Annotated in this window: 17 protein-coding genes; 2 read left to right on the plus strand and 15 right to left on the minus strand. The window is 69.6% G+C overall.

Going from position 1 to position 14,053, the window contains the following annotated elements; genetic code table 11:
* Positions 1-109: 109 nt before the first annotated feature.
* Positions 110-1,012 (plus strand): 4-hydroxy-tetrahydrodipicolinate synthase, encoded by a 903-nt coding sequence (dapA, locus tag AOK23_RS12170; protein ID WP_055712739.1) that lies wholly within the window; start codon positions 110-112, stop codon positions 1,010-1,012.
* Positions 1,013-1,082: 70 nt separating this feature from the next.
* Here the strand turns inward: dapA and AOK23_RS12175 are convergent, their stop codons facing one another.
* From AOK23_RS12175 to AOK23_RS12205, 7 genes are all read right to left on the minus strand, one after another.
* On the minus strand, positions 1,083-2,306 hold the full coding sequence (locus AOK23_RS12175; protein WP_055712740.1) for a hypothetical protein: 1,224 nt from the start codon (positions 2,304-2,306) through the stop codon (positions 1,083-1,085).
* The gene (locus AOK23_RS12180; protein WP_055519499.1) at positions 2,303-2,857 is read right to left on the minus strand and encodes a SigE family RNA polymerase sigma factor; all 555 of its coding nucleotides are present in this window, start codon (positions 2,855-2,857) and stop codon (positions 2,303-2,305) included. The genes AOK23_RS12175 and AOK23_RS12180 overlap by 4 nt, the downstream gene beginning before the upstream one ends.
* A 169-nt stretch (positions 2,858-3,026) precedes the next feature.
* The gene (locus tag AOK23_RS12185; RefSeq protein WP_055712741.1) at positions 3,027-3,251 is read right to left on the minus strand and encodes a hypothetical protein; all 225 of its coding nucleotides are present in this window, start codon (positions 3,249-3,251) and stop codon (positions 3,027-3,029) included.
* 232 nt (positions 3,252-3,483) lie between these two features.
* Positions 3,484-4,473: a 2,3,4,5-tetrahydropyridine-2,6-dicarboxylate N-succinyltransferase gene (dapD, locus tag AOK23_RS12190; protein ID WP_055712742.1), complete on the minus strand. Its 990-nt coding sequence runs from the start codon at positions 4,471-4,473 to the stop codon at positions 3,484-3,486.
* Between the two features lie 278 nt (positions 4,474-4,751).
* Positions 4,752-4,952 carry a hypothetical protein gene (locus tag AOK23_RS12195; RefSeq protein WP_055712743.1) on the minus strand — a complete coding sequence of 67 codons (201 nt, stop codon included), beginning with the start codon at positions 4,950-4,952 and terminating at the stop codon, positions 4,752-4,754.
* A gap of 51 nt (positions 4,953-5,003) precedes the next feature.
* Entirely contained in the window at positions 5,004-5,540 is a 537-nt protein-coding gene (locus AOK23_RS12200; protein WP_055712744.1) for a TetR/AcrR family transcriptional regulator, read from the minus strand.
* On the minus strand, positions 5,540-5,860 hold the full coding sequence (locus tag AOK23_RS12205) for a DMT family transporter (protein ID WP_055537495.1): 321 nt from the start codon (positions 5,858-5,860) through the stop codon (positions 5,540-5,542). The genes AOK23_RS12200 and AOK23_RS12205 overlap by 1 nt, the downstream gene beginning before the upstream one ends.
* 397 nt (positions 5,861-6,257) lie before the next feature.
* On the opposite strand from AOK23_RS12205, the gene AOK23_RS12210 reads away from it, so the two are divergent.
* Positions 6,258-7,169, plus strand: a complete 912-nt coding sequence (locus AOK23_RS12210) for an AbfB domain-containing protein (protein ID WP_240496361.1) — start codon at positions 6,258-6,260, stop codon at positions 7,167-7,169.
* A gap of 70 nt (positions 7,170-7,239) precedes the next feature.
* Here AOK23_RS12210 and AOK23_RS12215 read toward each other — a convergent pair whose 3' ends face one another.
* The 8 genes from AOK23_RS12215 to AOK23_RS12250 all read right to left on the minus strand — a co-directional run bounded on the left by AOK23_RS12215 (position 7,240) and on the right by AOK23_RS12250 (position 13,827).
* A complete protein-coding gene (locus AOK23_RS12215; RefSeq protein ID WP_055514975.1) occupies positions 7,240-7,572 on the minus strand; it encodes a metal-sulfur cluster assembly factor in 333 nt (110 codons plus the stop codon).
* The gene (sufU, locus tag AOK23_RS12220; RefSeq protein ID WP_055514972.1) at positions 7,569-8,033 is read right to left on the minus strand and encodes a Fe-S cluster assembly sulfur transfer protein SufU; all 465 of its coding nucleotides are present in this window, start codon (positions 8,031-8,033) and stop codon (positions 7,569-7,571) included. The genes AOK23_RS12215 and sufU overlap by 4 nt, the downstream gene beginning before the upstream one ends.
* A 16-nt stretch (positions 8,034-8,049) precedes the next feature.
* On the minus strand, positions 8,050-9,306 hold the full coding sequence (locus tag AOK23_RS12225; protein WP_055712745.1) for a cysteine desulfurase: 1,257 nt from the start codon (positions 9,304-9,306) through the stop codon (positions 8,050-8,052).
* Positions 9,303-10,067: a Fe-S cluster assembly ATPase SufC gene (sufC, locus tag AOK23_RS12230; RefSeq protein ID WP_055712746.1), complete on the minus strand. Its 765-nt coding sequence runs from the start codon at positions 10,065-10,067 to the stop codon at positions 9,303-9,305. The genes AOK23_RS12225 and sufC overlap by 4 nt, the downstream gene beginning before the upstream one ends.
* Before the next feature lie 7 nt (positions 10,068-10,074).
* Positions 10,075-10,395 (minus strand): non-heme iron oxygenase ferredoxin subunit, encoded by a 321-nt coding sequence (locus AOK23_RS12235; RefSeq protein WP_055514965.1) that lies wholly within the window; start codon positions 10,393-10,395, stop codon positions 10,075-10,077.
* Entirely contained in the window at positions 10,392-11,585 is a 1,194-nt protein-coding gene (gene sufD, locus AOK23_RS12240) for a Fe-S cluster assembly protein SufD (protein ID WP_055712747.1), read from the minus strand. The genes AOK23_RS12235 and sufD overlap by 4 nt, the downstream gene beginning before the upstream one ends.
* An 89-nt stretch (positions 11,586-11,674) precedes the next feature.
* A complete protein-coding gene (gene sufB / locus AOK23_RS12245) occupies positions 11,675-13,099 on the minus strand; it encodes a Fe-S cluster assembly protein SufB (protein WP_055537499.1) in 1,425 nt (474 codons plus the stop codon).
* On the minus strand, positions 13,096-13,827 hold the full coding sequence (locus tag AOK23_RS12250; RefSeq protein ID WP_055712748.1) for a helix-turn-helix transcriptional regulator: 732 nt from the start codon (positions 13,825-13,827) through the stop codon (positions 13,096-13,098). The genes sufB and AOK23_RS12250 overlap by 4 nt, the downstream gene beginning before the upstream one ends.
* Positions 13,828-14,053: the final 226 nt, after the last annotated feature.

Genomic DNA, 14,053 nt, shown 5'->3' on the forward strand with positions numbered 1-14,053 from the left:
CCCCCAGCCCGCGTCGGCCACCGTCCACCCCCTCGTCGTAGCAAAGCTCCCGCATATCTCGTAGAAGAATTAAGTGGAGCTTCACAATGCGCACGCTGACACTACCCCCATGACCACCACCACGCACCGCCCCGCCCCCTTCGGCCGCGCCCTCTGCGCGATGATCACCCCGTTCACCGCGAGCGGGGCGCTCGACCTCGACGGGGCGCAGCGGCTCGCCGACCGGCTGGTGGCGGGGGGCTGCGAGGGGCTGGTCCTGTCCGGTACGACGGGTGAGGCGCCGACGACGACGGACACGGAGAAGGCGGAGCTGATCCGCGCGGTCCGGGCGGCGGTCGGGGACCGGGCCACGATCGTGGCGGGCGTGGGCACGTACGACACCCGGCACACCGTGGAGCTGGCCCTGGCCGCCGAGAAGGCGGGCGCGGACGGTCTGTTGGCGGTCACCCCGTACTACAGCAGGCCGCCGCAGGACGCCGTCGAGGCCCACTTCCGTGAACTCGCCGACCGCTGCGGCCTCCCACTCGCCCTGTACGACATCCCCGGTCGCACCGGCACCCGGATCGAGCCGGCGACCATGATCCGACTCGCGGCCCACCCCCGGATCGTGGCCGTGAAGGACTGCGCCTACGACCTCCTCGGCACCCAGAAGGTGCTGGCGGAGACAGACTTGGCGTACTACACGGGCTGCGACGAGTACGTCCTGGCGCTGTACGCGCTCGGCGGCGCGGGCTACATCGGCACCGTCGCCAACGCGGTGCCCCGTCACTTCCGGTCGATCGTGGACGCGTTCGACGCGGGCGACACCGCGGAGGCCGCACGGTTGCAGCGGGCGGCGGTCCCGCTCACGGAGGCGATGATGGCTTCCGGCCTGCCCGGCACCGTCACGGCGAAGGCCCTGCTCGGGCGGCTGGGCCTGCCCGCGGGCCCGGTCCGGGCACCGCTGCGGCCCGCCGGCCGAGAGGTGGCCGACGGGCTGCTGGGGGCGTACGAAGCCCTGGTCGCCGCCTGAGGACGCACGCCCCCGAGGTCGGCGGGGCGGCGCACGTCCCGGCAGTGGGCGGAGAGCGCGGCCCCGGTGGTCAGCGGGTGGCGAAGACCGGGTTCCAGCGTCCGGCGGCGCCGTCGTTCCCCTTGCGGGCGCCGCTGAGCGGGAGCGTCTTGTCGCTGCCGATGGTGACGAGTACCAGGGCGTTGTGGAACTCGTTCGCCCCGGGCGTGATGTCCCAGGCGATGAGCCGCTTGTTGTCGACCCAGGCGAGCAGTTGCTGTCCGCGCACCTTGTGGAGGCGCTTGCCGGTGTAGGGGTCGATGATCTCCGAGGCGGTGGTCCTGGCGCCGCCCGCGAAGTCACCGGCCGCGAGCTTGCCGTCCGGGGAGAGCCGCGCCTCCACGAACCAGTGCAGGTACCTCTCGTTGGGCGGCGCGGGGACCTTGTTGCCCTTGAGGTCGTAGTACTGCTGGTGCGGTTCCATGGTCAGCCCGGTGTAGACCGACTTGGCGTCGCCGCTGAAGGCGAAGTCCTGGCGTGAGTTGACGAGCCCGTCCTGGTTGTCGGTGACGACCTCGCTCCAGTCGGCCTGCCCGGTGTCGACATCCACGACGTAGAAGCCGGTCCGGTGGGACGTCGCCCGGTCGGGCTCGTAGTCGTTCTTCTTTCCGTCGCCGTCCAAGTCGTAGTCCTGCCTGGTCAGCAGGTCGGGGCTCTTGCTGTACGTGGTGGCGACGAGCTTGCTGCCGTCGGACGAGAACTCGACGCTCGCGACACCCCGCTCGACCGGAATCCAGCGGTCCACCTCGCCGGTGAGCAGGTCGAGCAGCCCGATCCGCTTGACCGGCAGGTCCCGCTCCAGGACGGCGGCGGTCCGCATGCCGGGGGCGACCGAGACCATGGACCAGCGGTCGTCCTTCACGTACTTGCCGTTCCTCTGGTCGAGGATCCGATACGTACGCTGGCTGACCGCGGTGTCCTTGGACGTCTTGACCGTGGAATACGTGTAGTACGCGGCCAGCGCCGTGTCCCCGGCGGCGATCAGGTCGCGCGGCGGCGACTGGTCGGGGTGGGCGATGATGTCGCTCTTGTTCATCTCGCTGGCGAGCCGCACCTCGTCCTTGCCGGACTCCAACAGCGGCACGGCGACCGCGACGGCGACCACGGCGGCGGTCGCCGCGGCGACCGTGGCGATCCTGCGGGTGCGGCGGCGGCGCCGCACGTTCAGCACGCGGTCGGCGAAGCCTGGGTCCAGGGGCGGTTGTTCGGCGGCCTGCTCCCGCAGGGAGTCGCGCACCAGTTCATCGACGTTCATGGACGCACCTCCACGGGCGAGAAGTCACGGGAAGGCCGCTGCTCGGCCGGGGCCTGGCCGAGACCGGCCAGTTCGGGCGCGAGTTCCCGCAGCCGGGCGAGGGAGCGGTGGGTGGTGGACCGGACGGTCCCGACGGAGCAGCCGAGGATGCGGGCCACATCGGCCTCGGGCAGGTCCTCGAAGTAGCGCAGCACGAGCATGGTCCGCTGCCGTGCGGTCAGCCGGGCGAGCGCGCCGCGCATCACCAGGCGCAGTTCCACCCCGGCCGCGCCGTCGGCGGCGCCGCTCTCGGGCAGCTCGGCGACGGTGACCTCCCTGCGGCGCCATTTCAGCCGCCAGCGGCTGATCTGCTGCCGGTACAGGATCTGCCGTACGTACGCCTCGGGTTCGTCGATCCGCTGCCAGCGGCCGGCCGCCTTGATGAGCGCGTTCTGCAGCAGATCCTCGGCGGCGTGCCGGTCGCCGCCGCTGAGCAGTACGGCGGTCTTCAGCAGCGCCGACGACCGTCCGGCCACGAACTCGCGGAAACTCTCCTGACCTGCGGCATCCATCGTCACCTTCTCTTCCCCGGCGGGCCCTGTGTCCCGCCCCTGTGCTCTGTGTGACGCGCGGATGCGCCCCCCGCTATGCCGGTACGCCGAAAAAAGTTCCCGGACAGGGGCCGGGGCCCGCACGACGCGCTGGCGCGGTACGGGCCCCGGACTCCTGCTGGCGGCGGGGTCAGCCCCAGCGGTACCCGTCACCGAACAGCAGGGTGTGCTCCAACACGTCCTCCATCGGGTCGTCGACCTGGCCGACATTGACGAGCCCGATACGGGGGCCGTTGTGCGAGTCCCTGTTGGTCTCGTCGGCGTGCGCGACACCGGCGGGCAGCCCGCACACCACGGCCGCGCCGACCACCCCGCTCACCACTCGTGCCACGGTCCTCAACCGATCGATCCTCATCCTGTCCGGCCCCTCATCTCGTCGGTTCGCCCTCTGATAGGACTGTGCGTCCCACGGGTTCATCGCCCACCCCCACCGGAAGGTCACGCGGATCAACCCGTACGGGATCCCCGGGGGCTTCGACGCGGGACGATCAGCGCGGTGTCCCCCTGCCGCCCACACGCGCAGCGCCCTCCCCCGGCCCTGCTCGGGCCGTGGAAGGGCGCGCTCCGTGATTCCGGCTCGCCGGTCGTCAGTTGTGGCTGTGCAAAATCTCGTTCAGGCCGCCCCAGACCGCGTTGTTCGGGCGGGCCTCGACCGTGCCGGTGACCGAGTTGCGGCGGAAGAGGATGTTCGAGGCGCCGGAGAGCTCGCGGGCCTTGACGACCTGGCCGTCGGGCATCGTGACGCGGGTGCCCGCGGTGACGTACAGGCCGGCCTCCACCACGCACTCGTCACCGAGGGCGATGCCGACACCCGCCTCGGCGCCGACCAGGCAGCGCTCGCCGATGGAGATGATGACGTTGCCGCCACCGGACAGCGTGCCCATCGTGGAGGCGCCGCCCCCGATGTCGGAGCCGTCACCGACGACGACACCGGCGGAGATACGGCCCTCCACCATCGACGTGCCGAGGGTGCCGGCGTTGAAGTTGACGAAGCCCTCGTGCATGACCGTGGTGCCCTCGGCGAGGTGCGCGCCCAGCCGGACCCGGTCGGCGTCGGCGATACGGACGCCCTTGGGGGCCACGTAGTCCGTCATCCGCGGGAACTTGTCGACGGACGTCACCTGGAGGTGCAGCCCCTCGGCGCGCGCGTTGAGCCGGACCTTCTCCAGGTCGTCGACGGCGACCGGGCCGAGTGAGGTCCAGGCGACGTTGGCCAGGAGGCCGAAGATGCCGTCCAGGCTCTGGCCGTGCGGCTTCACCAGGCGGTGGGAGAGCAGGTGGAGGCGCAGGTAGGCGTCGTGCGTGTCGCCCGGCTTCTCGTCGAGCGAGGAGATGACCGTGCGGACCGCGACGACCTCGACGCCCCGGCGGGTGTCCTGACCGATCGCCGCCGTCGCGCCGCCGCCCAGCAGCTGGGCCGCCCGCTCGGCGTCGAGCCGCTCGGTGCCGGACGGGCCCGGCTCGGCGGCGAGCTCGGGCGCGGGGTACCAGGTGTCGAGAACAGTGCCGTCGGCGGCGATCGTGGCGAGGCCGGCGGCCACGGCGCCGGTGGTGCGAGGAGCAGTCGTGTCGGTCATGAGGGAAACCTAACCGCCCGGGGGCGGCCCAGGCCAACCCACACCACGGCCGTCTCAGGAGCCGGGCAGCCCCCGGAGTGACAGGCAACCGGGCACCCGGCCGGCGCACAGCCGGAAGAGGGCACCCTGGCCCGCTCGGCGACCGACCGAGAGCGGCCCGGCACCCCGCCGACGGACAGCCGGCAGCGGAACGGCCCCGCACCCCCGCCGGCAACGGCCCATGTCCAGGGCGACGGCCTTCCGACCGACCGCGTCCTCGACCGGATGGTCCACGACGGTCAGGCCCGGCATGGTGGTCGGCGCGGTACAGGCCCGCCCCCCCGGGGCGGCTTGACCTCGGCGCCCAGCAGGTGCTCGATCTCCCCGAAGTCGTTCTCCTCCTGGGAGGCCTTGTTGTCGTCCGTGAGGGCGTTCTCCTCCCACAGGGCCCTGAGCGCCCCCCGGGCATCGGTCGGCAGCGCCGACAGCGCGCGGTACATCTCCGCCGGGGAACGGGCGGCGCCCTTCTCCGGGCCGGCGTCGCCTCCCCCTCAGCCGATCACCCGCGCCAGCACCTCCCGCGTGTACTCCTCGTCGTACGGCGCCCCCGTCAGCAGCACCTGGAGGCAGATCCCGTCGATCAGGGCGACCAGGGCCCGCGCGGTCACCGGATCCGTGCGCAGGGCGAGGCAGTCGGCGAAGCCCTCCGCCCACTCCGCGGCGACCGGGCGGAGGGCCGGGCGGCGCAGTGCGGCCAGGTAGAGCTCGTACTCGACCTCCAGGCCCGTACGGTCGCCGGCGAACCATTCGCTGCCGAGCGCGGCGAGTTCGGCGGCCAGGTCGGACTCCGGGTCCTGGAGGGCGCCGCGGGCCAGGACCGTGCGCGCGTACCCCTCGTTGGCCTGCCGCAGCGCCGCCACCATGAGGTCGTCGAGGGTCTTGAAGTGGTACGTCGTCGAGCCGAGCGGTACGTCCGCCTCGGCGGCCACGCTCCGGTGGCTCAGCCCGGCGATGCCCTTCTCCCCGACGACGCGGATCGCCGCGTCGATGATCCGCTGCCGCCGCTCGGGGTCGTAGCGCCGGGCCATCAGTGGGCGCCTCCCAGGTTGAGGACGACGACTCCCGCCACGATCAGCACGATCCCGGCGGCCTTGGCGGGGCTCAGCCCCTCCCCGAACAGCACGAGGCCGAGCGCGGCGACGCTGGCGGTGCCGACGCCGGACCAGATGGCGTAGGCCGTGCCGATCGACATCGACTTGAGCGCCTGGGCGAGCAGCCCGAAGGAGATCAGGTAGCCGATCCCGGTGATCAGCGACGGGCCCACCTTGCTGAAGCCCTCGCTGTACTTCATCGCGGTGGTGGCGACGACCTCGGCGGCTATGGCGAAGCCGAGCAGCAGATATCCCATGTGTACTAGCGTACACATGGATACGTACAGCCGTACACATCAACGCCACAGCGAGACCGCATCAAGGACACACCGACGACACACCGAGTGCACATCGAGGGCAGATCGAGAGCGAGAAGAGGCGCGAGGGCCCCTCGTGGGTGCCCCCGTCCGTCCCCGATCGGGCGCACCCGCACGGAAATGTCTCCCCAAGAGGCCGCCGTTTCGGGGCCGTTCCGTTATGGAAGCGCTCTCCGAAAGGGCTCCCCGCACACCACTTGGTCCACTACTGTTTCAACGGTCAATCTCCCGATTGTGTGACGACCGCAAGGGTTCGCACACACCGGTGACACGTACCACCTCCCCTGACCCGCATGACGAATTCGCGTCCGCCTGTGCGACGCCGAGGGAACCGCGCATGCCGCCAACGAAGCCCGGACCTGATCCGGACCAGAACACCCCCAACCTCCCGGTGCTGAGATCCGCGAAGGTGTGGGAGACCGGTGTCGCCCCTGACGACACCCGAATACCGGGCACCCGCCGCCTCTGGCTGGCCGGAGCGCTCGCCCTGGCCGTCGTGTCGTCGTGCGTGACCGCGATCGTCATCCAGGACTCCGGTTCTGACGACACGTCACAGACCCGCACGGACCGCACCACGCTGGCCGACGACCCGGTCGCCCCGCTCTCCCTTCCCCCGGCGTCGCCGACCACGGCCCCCGACGGGAAGAGCGGGCTGTCCGAGCCGCAGGACGCCAAGGGCGGCTCCAAGGGCGAGGGCAAGGGCAAGGGTTCCTCCGACTCCGAGGACTCCGGTTCGGACGACAAGCAGCAGGGCGGCGCGAAGCCGGCCCCCAAGCCGTCCAAGTCGACGTCGCCCGCGAAGAACCCGCCGTCGGCGTCCGTGAACCGGAAGTCCGTACAGGCCGTCAACTACCCGGACCGGTACTGGCACCTGAGCGGCGGTGCGATCCGCCTCGACCCGGTGGGCACCTACAGCGGAAGCGAGACCCGCGAGGACTCCACCTTCAAGGTGGTCTCCGGCCTCGCCCGGTCCGACTGCTACTCCTTCCGCATGGCGGACGGACGGTACGTCAGGCACCAGAACTTCCGGCTCCGCGTCAGCGGCAACGACGGCTCGAACCTCTTCAAGCAGGACGCGACGTTCTGCGCCATGCGGTCGCCGTACTCGGACGCCATGATGCTCCAGTCGGTGAACTACCCCGACCGCGTGCTGCGTCACCGGAACTTCGAGCTGGTCCTGGACCCGTACGGCTACAACACCGGCAACCGGCAGGACTTCTTCTTCCGCCTGGTGAAGGGCCTCGACTGACGGCACGGCACCCGGACATGAGTGTGGCCCCCGGCGACTTTCGCCGGGGGCCACACTCATGTGGTCGGTCTCAGACGTTGAACCCGAGCGCCCGAAGCTGCTCGCGGCCGTCGTCCGTGATCTTGTCCGGGCCCCACGGGGGCATCCAGACCCAGTTGATGCGCAGCTCGTTGACGAGGCCGTCCGTGGCGGACTTGGCCTGGTCCTCGATGACATCGGTCAGCGGGCAGGCCGCCGAGGTCAGGGTCATGTCGATCGTCGCGATGTTCGCGTCGTCGATGTGGATGCCATAGATCAGGCCCAGGTTGACGACGTCGATGCCCAGCTCGGGGTCGACGACGTCGTACAGGGCCTCGCGGATCTCCTCCTCGGAGGCCGGCTTCATCTCCACGGTGTCGCTCATGCCGTCTTCCTTTCGGCGTCGGCGCCCAGCGCCTGGGCCGTCGCGTCCTTCCACGCCATCCAGCTGAGGAGGGCGCACTTGACCCGGGCCGGGTACTTGGAGACCCCGGCGAACGCGACCGCGTCCTCCAGGACCTCCTCCATCGCGTCGTCCGGCTCGATCTTCCCCTTGGACTGCATCAGCTCCAGGAAGGTCTCCTGGATCCGCCGCGCGTCCGTCAGCTCCTTGCCGACGAGCAACTCGTTCAGCACGGAGGCGCTGGCCTGGCTGATCGAGCAGCCCTGGCCCTCGTACGAGACGTCCTCGATGGTCGTACCGTCGTACTTCACGCGCAGGGTGATCTCGTCGCCGCACGTGGGGTTCACGTGGTGCACCTCGGCGTCGCCATCCCGCAAGCCCCGCCCGTGCGGGTTCTTGTAGTGGTCCAGGATGACTTCCTGGTACATCGAGTCCAGCTTCATGCGATCGCTCGTCCCATCAGCCGAAGAAGTTCCGTACGTGCTCCAGGCCGTCGACCAGCGCGTCGATCTCGGCCGGCGTGGAGTACAGATAGAACGACGCTCGCGTGGTCGCGGGAATTCCGTACCGCAGGCAGACGGGGCGGGCGCAGTGGTGGCCGACCCGAACCGCGATGCCCTGCTCGTCGAGGACCTGGCCCACGTCGTGCGGGTGGATGTCACCGAGCGTGAAGGAGATCGCCGCGCCCCGGTCCTCGGCCGTGGCCGGGCCGATGATCCGCAGGTCAGGGACCTCCGCCAGACGCTTCACCGCGTACTCGGTGAGGGCGTGCTCATGGGCGAGGATCTTGTCCATGCCGATCGAGTTGAGGTAGTCGATCGCCGCGCCCAGACCGACCGCCTGGGCGATCGGCGGGGTGCCCGCCTCGAACTTGTGCGGGGCGGGGGCGTACGTCGACGAGTGCATCGACACCGTCTCGATCATCTCGCCGCCGCCGAGGAACGGGGGCAGGTCCTCCAGGAGCTCCTGGCGGCCCCAGAGCACGCCGATGCCGGTCGGGCCGCACATCTTGTGGCCGGTGAAGGCCACGAAGTCGGCCTGGAGGGCCTGGACGTCCAGCGGCATGTGCGGCGCGGCCTGCGAGGCGTCGACGCAGACCAGGGCGCCGACCTCCTGCGCCCGGCGCACTATCGCCTCGACCGGGTTGACCGTGCCCAGGATGTTGGACACCAGCACGAAGGAGACGATCTTCGTCTTCTCCGTGATGATCTCGTCGATGTTCGACAGGTCGAGCCGGCCGTCGTCGGTGAGGCCGAACCACTTCAGCTTCGCGCCCGTGCGCTGCGCGAGCAGCTGCCACGGCACGATGTTGGAGTGGTGCTCCATCTCCGTGATGACGATCTCGGTCTCGGAGTCCACCCGGTAGGGCTCGTCGGCCCAGCCGAGCATGTTCGCCACGAGGTTCAGCGACTCGGAGGCGTTCTTGGTGAAGATCACCTCGTCGCGGCTGGGAGCGTTGATGAACGCGGCGACCTTGTCGCGCGCACCCTCGTACAGCGCCGTGGCCTCCTCGGCGAGCACATGCACACCGCGGTGGACGTTGGCGTTGTAGCGCTCGTAGTACTCGCTCAGGGCGTCCAGCACCTGGCGCGGCTTCTGCGAGGTCGCCGCGTTGTCCAGGTACACGAGCTTCCGCTCGTCGTGGACCTGACGGTCCAGGATGGGGAAGTCCTTGCGGATCGCCTCTGTGTCGAGGAGGCCCGGCAGCTGTGTCACGCGGATGCGCCACCCTTCGTGTATGCCTCGTAGCCCTCGTTCTCCAGCTTGTCGGCGAGCTCGGGGCCACCGGACTCGACGATCCGGCCGCCCGCGAAGACGTGGACGTGGTCGGGCTTGATGTAGCGCAGGATGCGCGTGTAGTGCGTGATCAGCAGGGTGCCGACCTCGCCGGTCTCACGGACGCGGTTGACGCCCTCGGAGACGACCCGGAGCGCGTCGACGTCCAGACCGGAGTCCGTCTCGTCGAGGATCGCGACCTTCGGCTTGAGCAGTTCGAGCTGGAGGATCTCGTGGCGCTTCTTCTCACCGCCGGAGAAGCCCTCGTTGACGTTGCGCTCGGCGAAGGAGGGGTCCATGTTGAGGCGCTGCATGGCCTCCTTGACCTCCTTGACCCAGGTGCGCAGCTTGGGGGCCTCGCCGCGGATGGCGGTGGCGGAGGTCCGCAGGAAGTTGGAGACCGAGACGCCGGGAACCTCGACGGGGTACTGCATCGCCAGGAACAGGCCCGCGCGGGCGCGCTCGTCGACGGACATCTCCAGGACGTCCTCGCCGTCGAGCAGCACGGTGCCGCCGGTGATCGTGTACTTCGGGTGACCCGCGAGCGAATAGGCGAGGGTCGACTTGCCGGAGCCGTTGGGGCCCATGATGGCGTGCGTCTCGCCCTGCTTCACGGTGAGGTCGACGCCCTTGAGGATCTCCTTCGTGGCGTTGTCGGCCTCGACGGTGACGTGCAGGTCTCGGATTTCAAGCGTTGCCATGGGTGCCTCAGGACTCCTGGGTGAGGGAGACGAGCACGTCGTCCCCTTCGATCTTTACGGGGTATACGGGGACGGGGCGCGTCGCGGGTAGGCCGGACGGCTTACCGGTGCGGAGGTCGAACGCGGAGCCGTGCAGCCAGCACTCGATCTGGCAGTCCTCCACCTCGCCCTCGGAGAGCGAGACGTTCGCGTGGGAGCAGATGTCGTGGATGGCGAACACCTCTCCCTCGGTCCGCACGACCGAGACCGGCGTGCCGTCGAGTTCCACCCGCTTGGGGGTGTCCTCCTCCAGCTCGCTCAGCCCGCAGGCGCGTACGAAGGTGGTCATCGGCCCGGTCCAGACATGGTCTCCAGCTCCTCGTCGATCTTCTCGAGCAGGCGCTGCTCGATGTCGTCGACGCCGATCTGCTGGACCAGCTCGGCGAAGAAGCCGCGCACGACGAGTCGGCGGGCCTCCTCGGCGGGAATACCGCGGGCCATCAGGTAGAAGAGCTGCTCGTCGTCGAAGCGGCCGGTCGCCGAGGCGTGGCCGGCGCCGACGATCTCACCGGTCTCGATCTCCAGGTTCGGCACGGAGTCGACACGGGCGCCGTCCGTGAGGACGAGGTTCCGGTTCATCTCGTAGGTGTCGGTGCCCTCGGCCGCGGCCTCGATGAGGACGTCGCCGATCCACACCGCGTGGGCTCCGTCGCCCTGGAGGGCGCCCTTGTAGACCACGTTGGACTTGCAGTGCGGCACGTTGTGCGTGACCAGCAGGCGGTGCTCCTGGTGCTGGCCGGCGTCCGTGAAGTACAGACCGAACAGCTCGGCCTCGCCGCCGGGGCCGGCGTAGGTGACGCGCGGGTGGAGGCGGACGACGTCGCCGCCGAAGGTGACGACGACCGACTTGAAGGAGGCGTCCCGGCCGACGAGGGCGTTGTGCTGGGCGATGTGCACGGCCTTGTCGTCCCAGTCCTGCACGGAGACGACGGTCAGCTTGGCGCCGTCACCGAGGACGTAGTCGACGTTGGCGGCGAGCACGGCGTCACCGGTGTGGTCGATGACGACGACGGCCTCGGCGAAGGCACCCAGTTCGATGACCTGGTGGGCGAAGGCGGTGCCGCCCTCGCCGTGCACGGCGATGCGGATCGGCTCGGTGAGGACCGTCTCCTTGGGGACGGTGATCACACCGGCCTTCTCGAACGCCGAGTAGGCCTGGGCGGCGACGCGGTCCACCGGGGTGCCCGCCTTGCCGATGCGGGCGTCGTCGCGACCGACGGCCTCGACGGTGACGCCCTCGGGGGCCTGCACGTCGACCTTCATGCCGTCGCCGGTGCCGACGGCGGTGCCGTCGTGCAGCCCGCGCAGCCGCTCCAGCGGGGTGAACCGCCACTCCTCCTCGCGGCCGTGCGGCACGGGGAAGTCCGCCACGTCGAAGGACGGGGGCGCGCTCATGCGCGAGACGACGGTCGACTCGGCGGCCACCGCGATCGAGCCGGCGGTGGTGGAGCCCACCGGGATGTTCTGAGCCTCAGCCATGGCTGTCGGTCTGCTCTCTTCCTACGTTTACGATCTTCGGCCCGCCCCGGAGAGGCGGGCCGCCTGCTGCTGGACCGGAAGGTCTGGGGTCAGCCGACCGCGCCTTCCATCTGCAGCTCGATCAGCCGGTTGAGCTCCAGCGCGTACTCCATGGGCAGCTCCTTGGCGATCGGCTCGACGAAGCCGCGCACGATCATCGCCATGGCCTCGTCCTCCGACAGACCGCGGCTCATCAGGTAGAAGAGCTGGTCCTCGGAGACCTTGGAGACGGTCGCCTCGTGGCCCATGGACACGTCGTCCTCACGGACGTCGACGTACGGGTAGGTGTCCGAGCGGGAGATGGTGTCGACGAGCAGGGCGTCGCACAGCACGTTCGACTTGGAGCCGGGGGCGCCCTCGCCGATCTCGATCAGACCGCGGTAGGAGGTGCGGCCACCGCCGCGCGCCACGGACTTCGAGACGATGTTCGAGGACGTGTTCGGGGCCATGTGGACCATCTTGGCGCCGGCGTCCTGGTGCTGGCCCTCGCCCGCGAAGGCGATGGAGAGGGTCTCGCCCTTGGCGTGCTCGCCCATCAGGTAGACGGCCGGGTACTTCATCGTCACCTTGGAGCCGATGTTGCCGTCGATCCACTCCATGGTGGCGCCCTCGTAGGCGACGGCGCGCTTGGTGACCAGGTTGTAGACGTTGTTCGACCAGTTCTGGATGGTCGTGTAGCGGCAGCGGGCGTTCTTCTTGACGATGATCTCGACGACCGCGGAGTGCAGCGAGTCCGACTTGTAGATCGGGGCCGTACAACCCTCGACGTAGTGCACGTAGGCGCCCTCGTCGACGATGATCAGGGTCCGCTCGAACTGGCCCATGTTCTCCGTGTTGATACGGAAGTAGGCCTGGAGCGGGATCTCGACGTGCACGCCCTTCGGCACGTAGATGAAGGAGCCGCCGGACCACACGGCGGTGTTCAGCGCGGCGAACTTGTTGTCGCCGGCCGGGATGACGGTGCCGAAGTACTCCTTGAAGAGCTCCGGGTGCTCCTTCAGCGCGGTGTCGGTGTCGAGGAAGATGACGCCCTGCTCCTCCAGGTCCTCGCGGATCTGGTGGTAGACGACCTCCGACTCGTACTGGGCGGCGACACCGGCGACGAGGCGCTGCTTCTCCGCCTCGGGGATGCCCAGCTTGTCGTAGGTGTTCTTGATGTCCTCGGGCAGGTCCTCCCAGGACTCCGCCTGCTTCTCCGTGGAGCGCACGAAGTACTTGATGTTGTCGAAGTCGATGCCCGAGAGGTCCGAGCCCCAGTTCGGCATGGGCTTCTTCTCGAACAGCTTCAGGCCCTTGAGACGCAGCTTCGTCATCCACTCCGGCTCGGACTTCTTGCCGGAGATGTCGAGGACGACGTCCTCGTTCAGACCGCGCTTCGCTGCGGCACCGGCCTCGTCGGAGTCCGCCCAGCCGTATTCGTACTTACCCAGGCCCTCGAGCTCAGGGTGGGCGGTCTCCTCGATGGGGAGAGTCATGCGGGGTTCCTCCCGGCCGTGCTTGCGGATGCGTTGGTGGCTGACTTGGAAATTCTGGGGATGAACGTCGTGCAGACGCCGTCGCCGTGGGCGATGGTGGCCAGCCGCTGGACGTGTGTACCGAGCAGTTCGGCGAAGAGCTCGGTCTCGGCCTCGCAGAGTTGCGGGAACTGCTCGGCCACATGGGCCACCGGGCAGTGGTGCTGGCAGAGCTGCTCACCCTGGTGGGGGTGGGGGGCACTGCGTGCCGTAGCAGCGTACCCGTCCGCGCTCAAGGCCTTGGCCAGGGCTTCGGCCCTGTCCTCGGGGGCGGCTGCCTCGACCGCCTTGCGGTATTCGCCGGCCTGGGCAGTGACCCGGGCACGGGCGAAGGCGGCGACGGCCTGCTCCCCGCCCTCCTGGTCCGCGATCCAGCGGAGCGCGTCCACGGCCAGCTTGTCGTACGACTGGTCGAAGGCGTCGCGGCCGCAGTCCGTCAGGGCGAACACCTTGGCCGGGCGCCCGCGCGTGCGCGCGCCGTAGACACGCTGCTCACGGGGCTGCACGACATCGTCGGCGACCAGGGCGTCGAGGTGTCGGCGGACAGCGGCCTGGGTCAGGCCGAGACGGCCTGCCAGGTCGGCCACGGTGGACGGCCCGTGATCCAGGATGGAGCGCGCGACCCGGTTGCGAGTCGATCGCTCACCGGTCGCGAGTTCCTCCTGCGGAGCCGCGCCAACGTTTTTCACAACGCCATTGTTGCGTAATTCCGCGGAGGGGGGCAAGCCGCGCCCGGACGGCCTGGCGGTGCCGTGCGTCACTTAGGTAAGCCTCATCTGACCTGCGGGAATGATCTTTGATCGATCAGCGGACAGGGGCGTGACAGGGCGCGATCGGGTGCTTTTCCGGGGCGTGGGGCACCGCGCGAACGAGCCGCGGTCGCCATCGAACGCCACCCCCCGAGCTCTCCCGCGC

Source organism: Streptomyces torulosus, from assembly GCF_001419765.1.
GTDB lineage: Bacteria > Actinomycetota > Actinomycetes > Streptomycetales > Streptomycetaceae > Streptomyces > Streptomyces torulosus.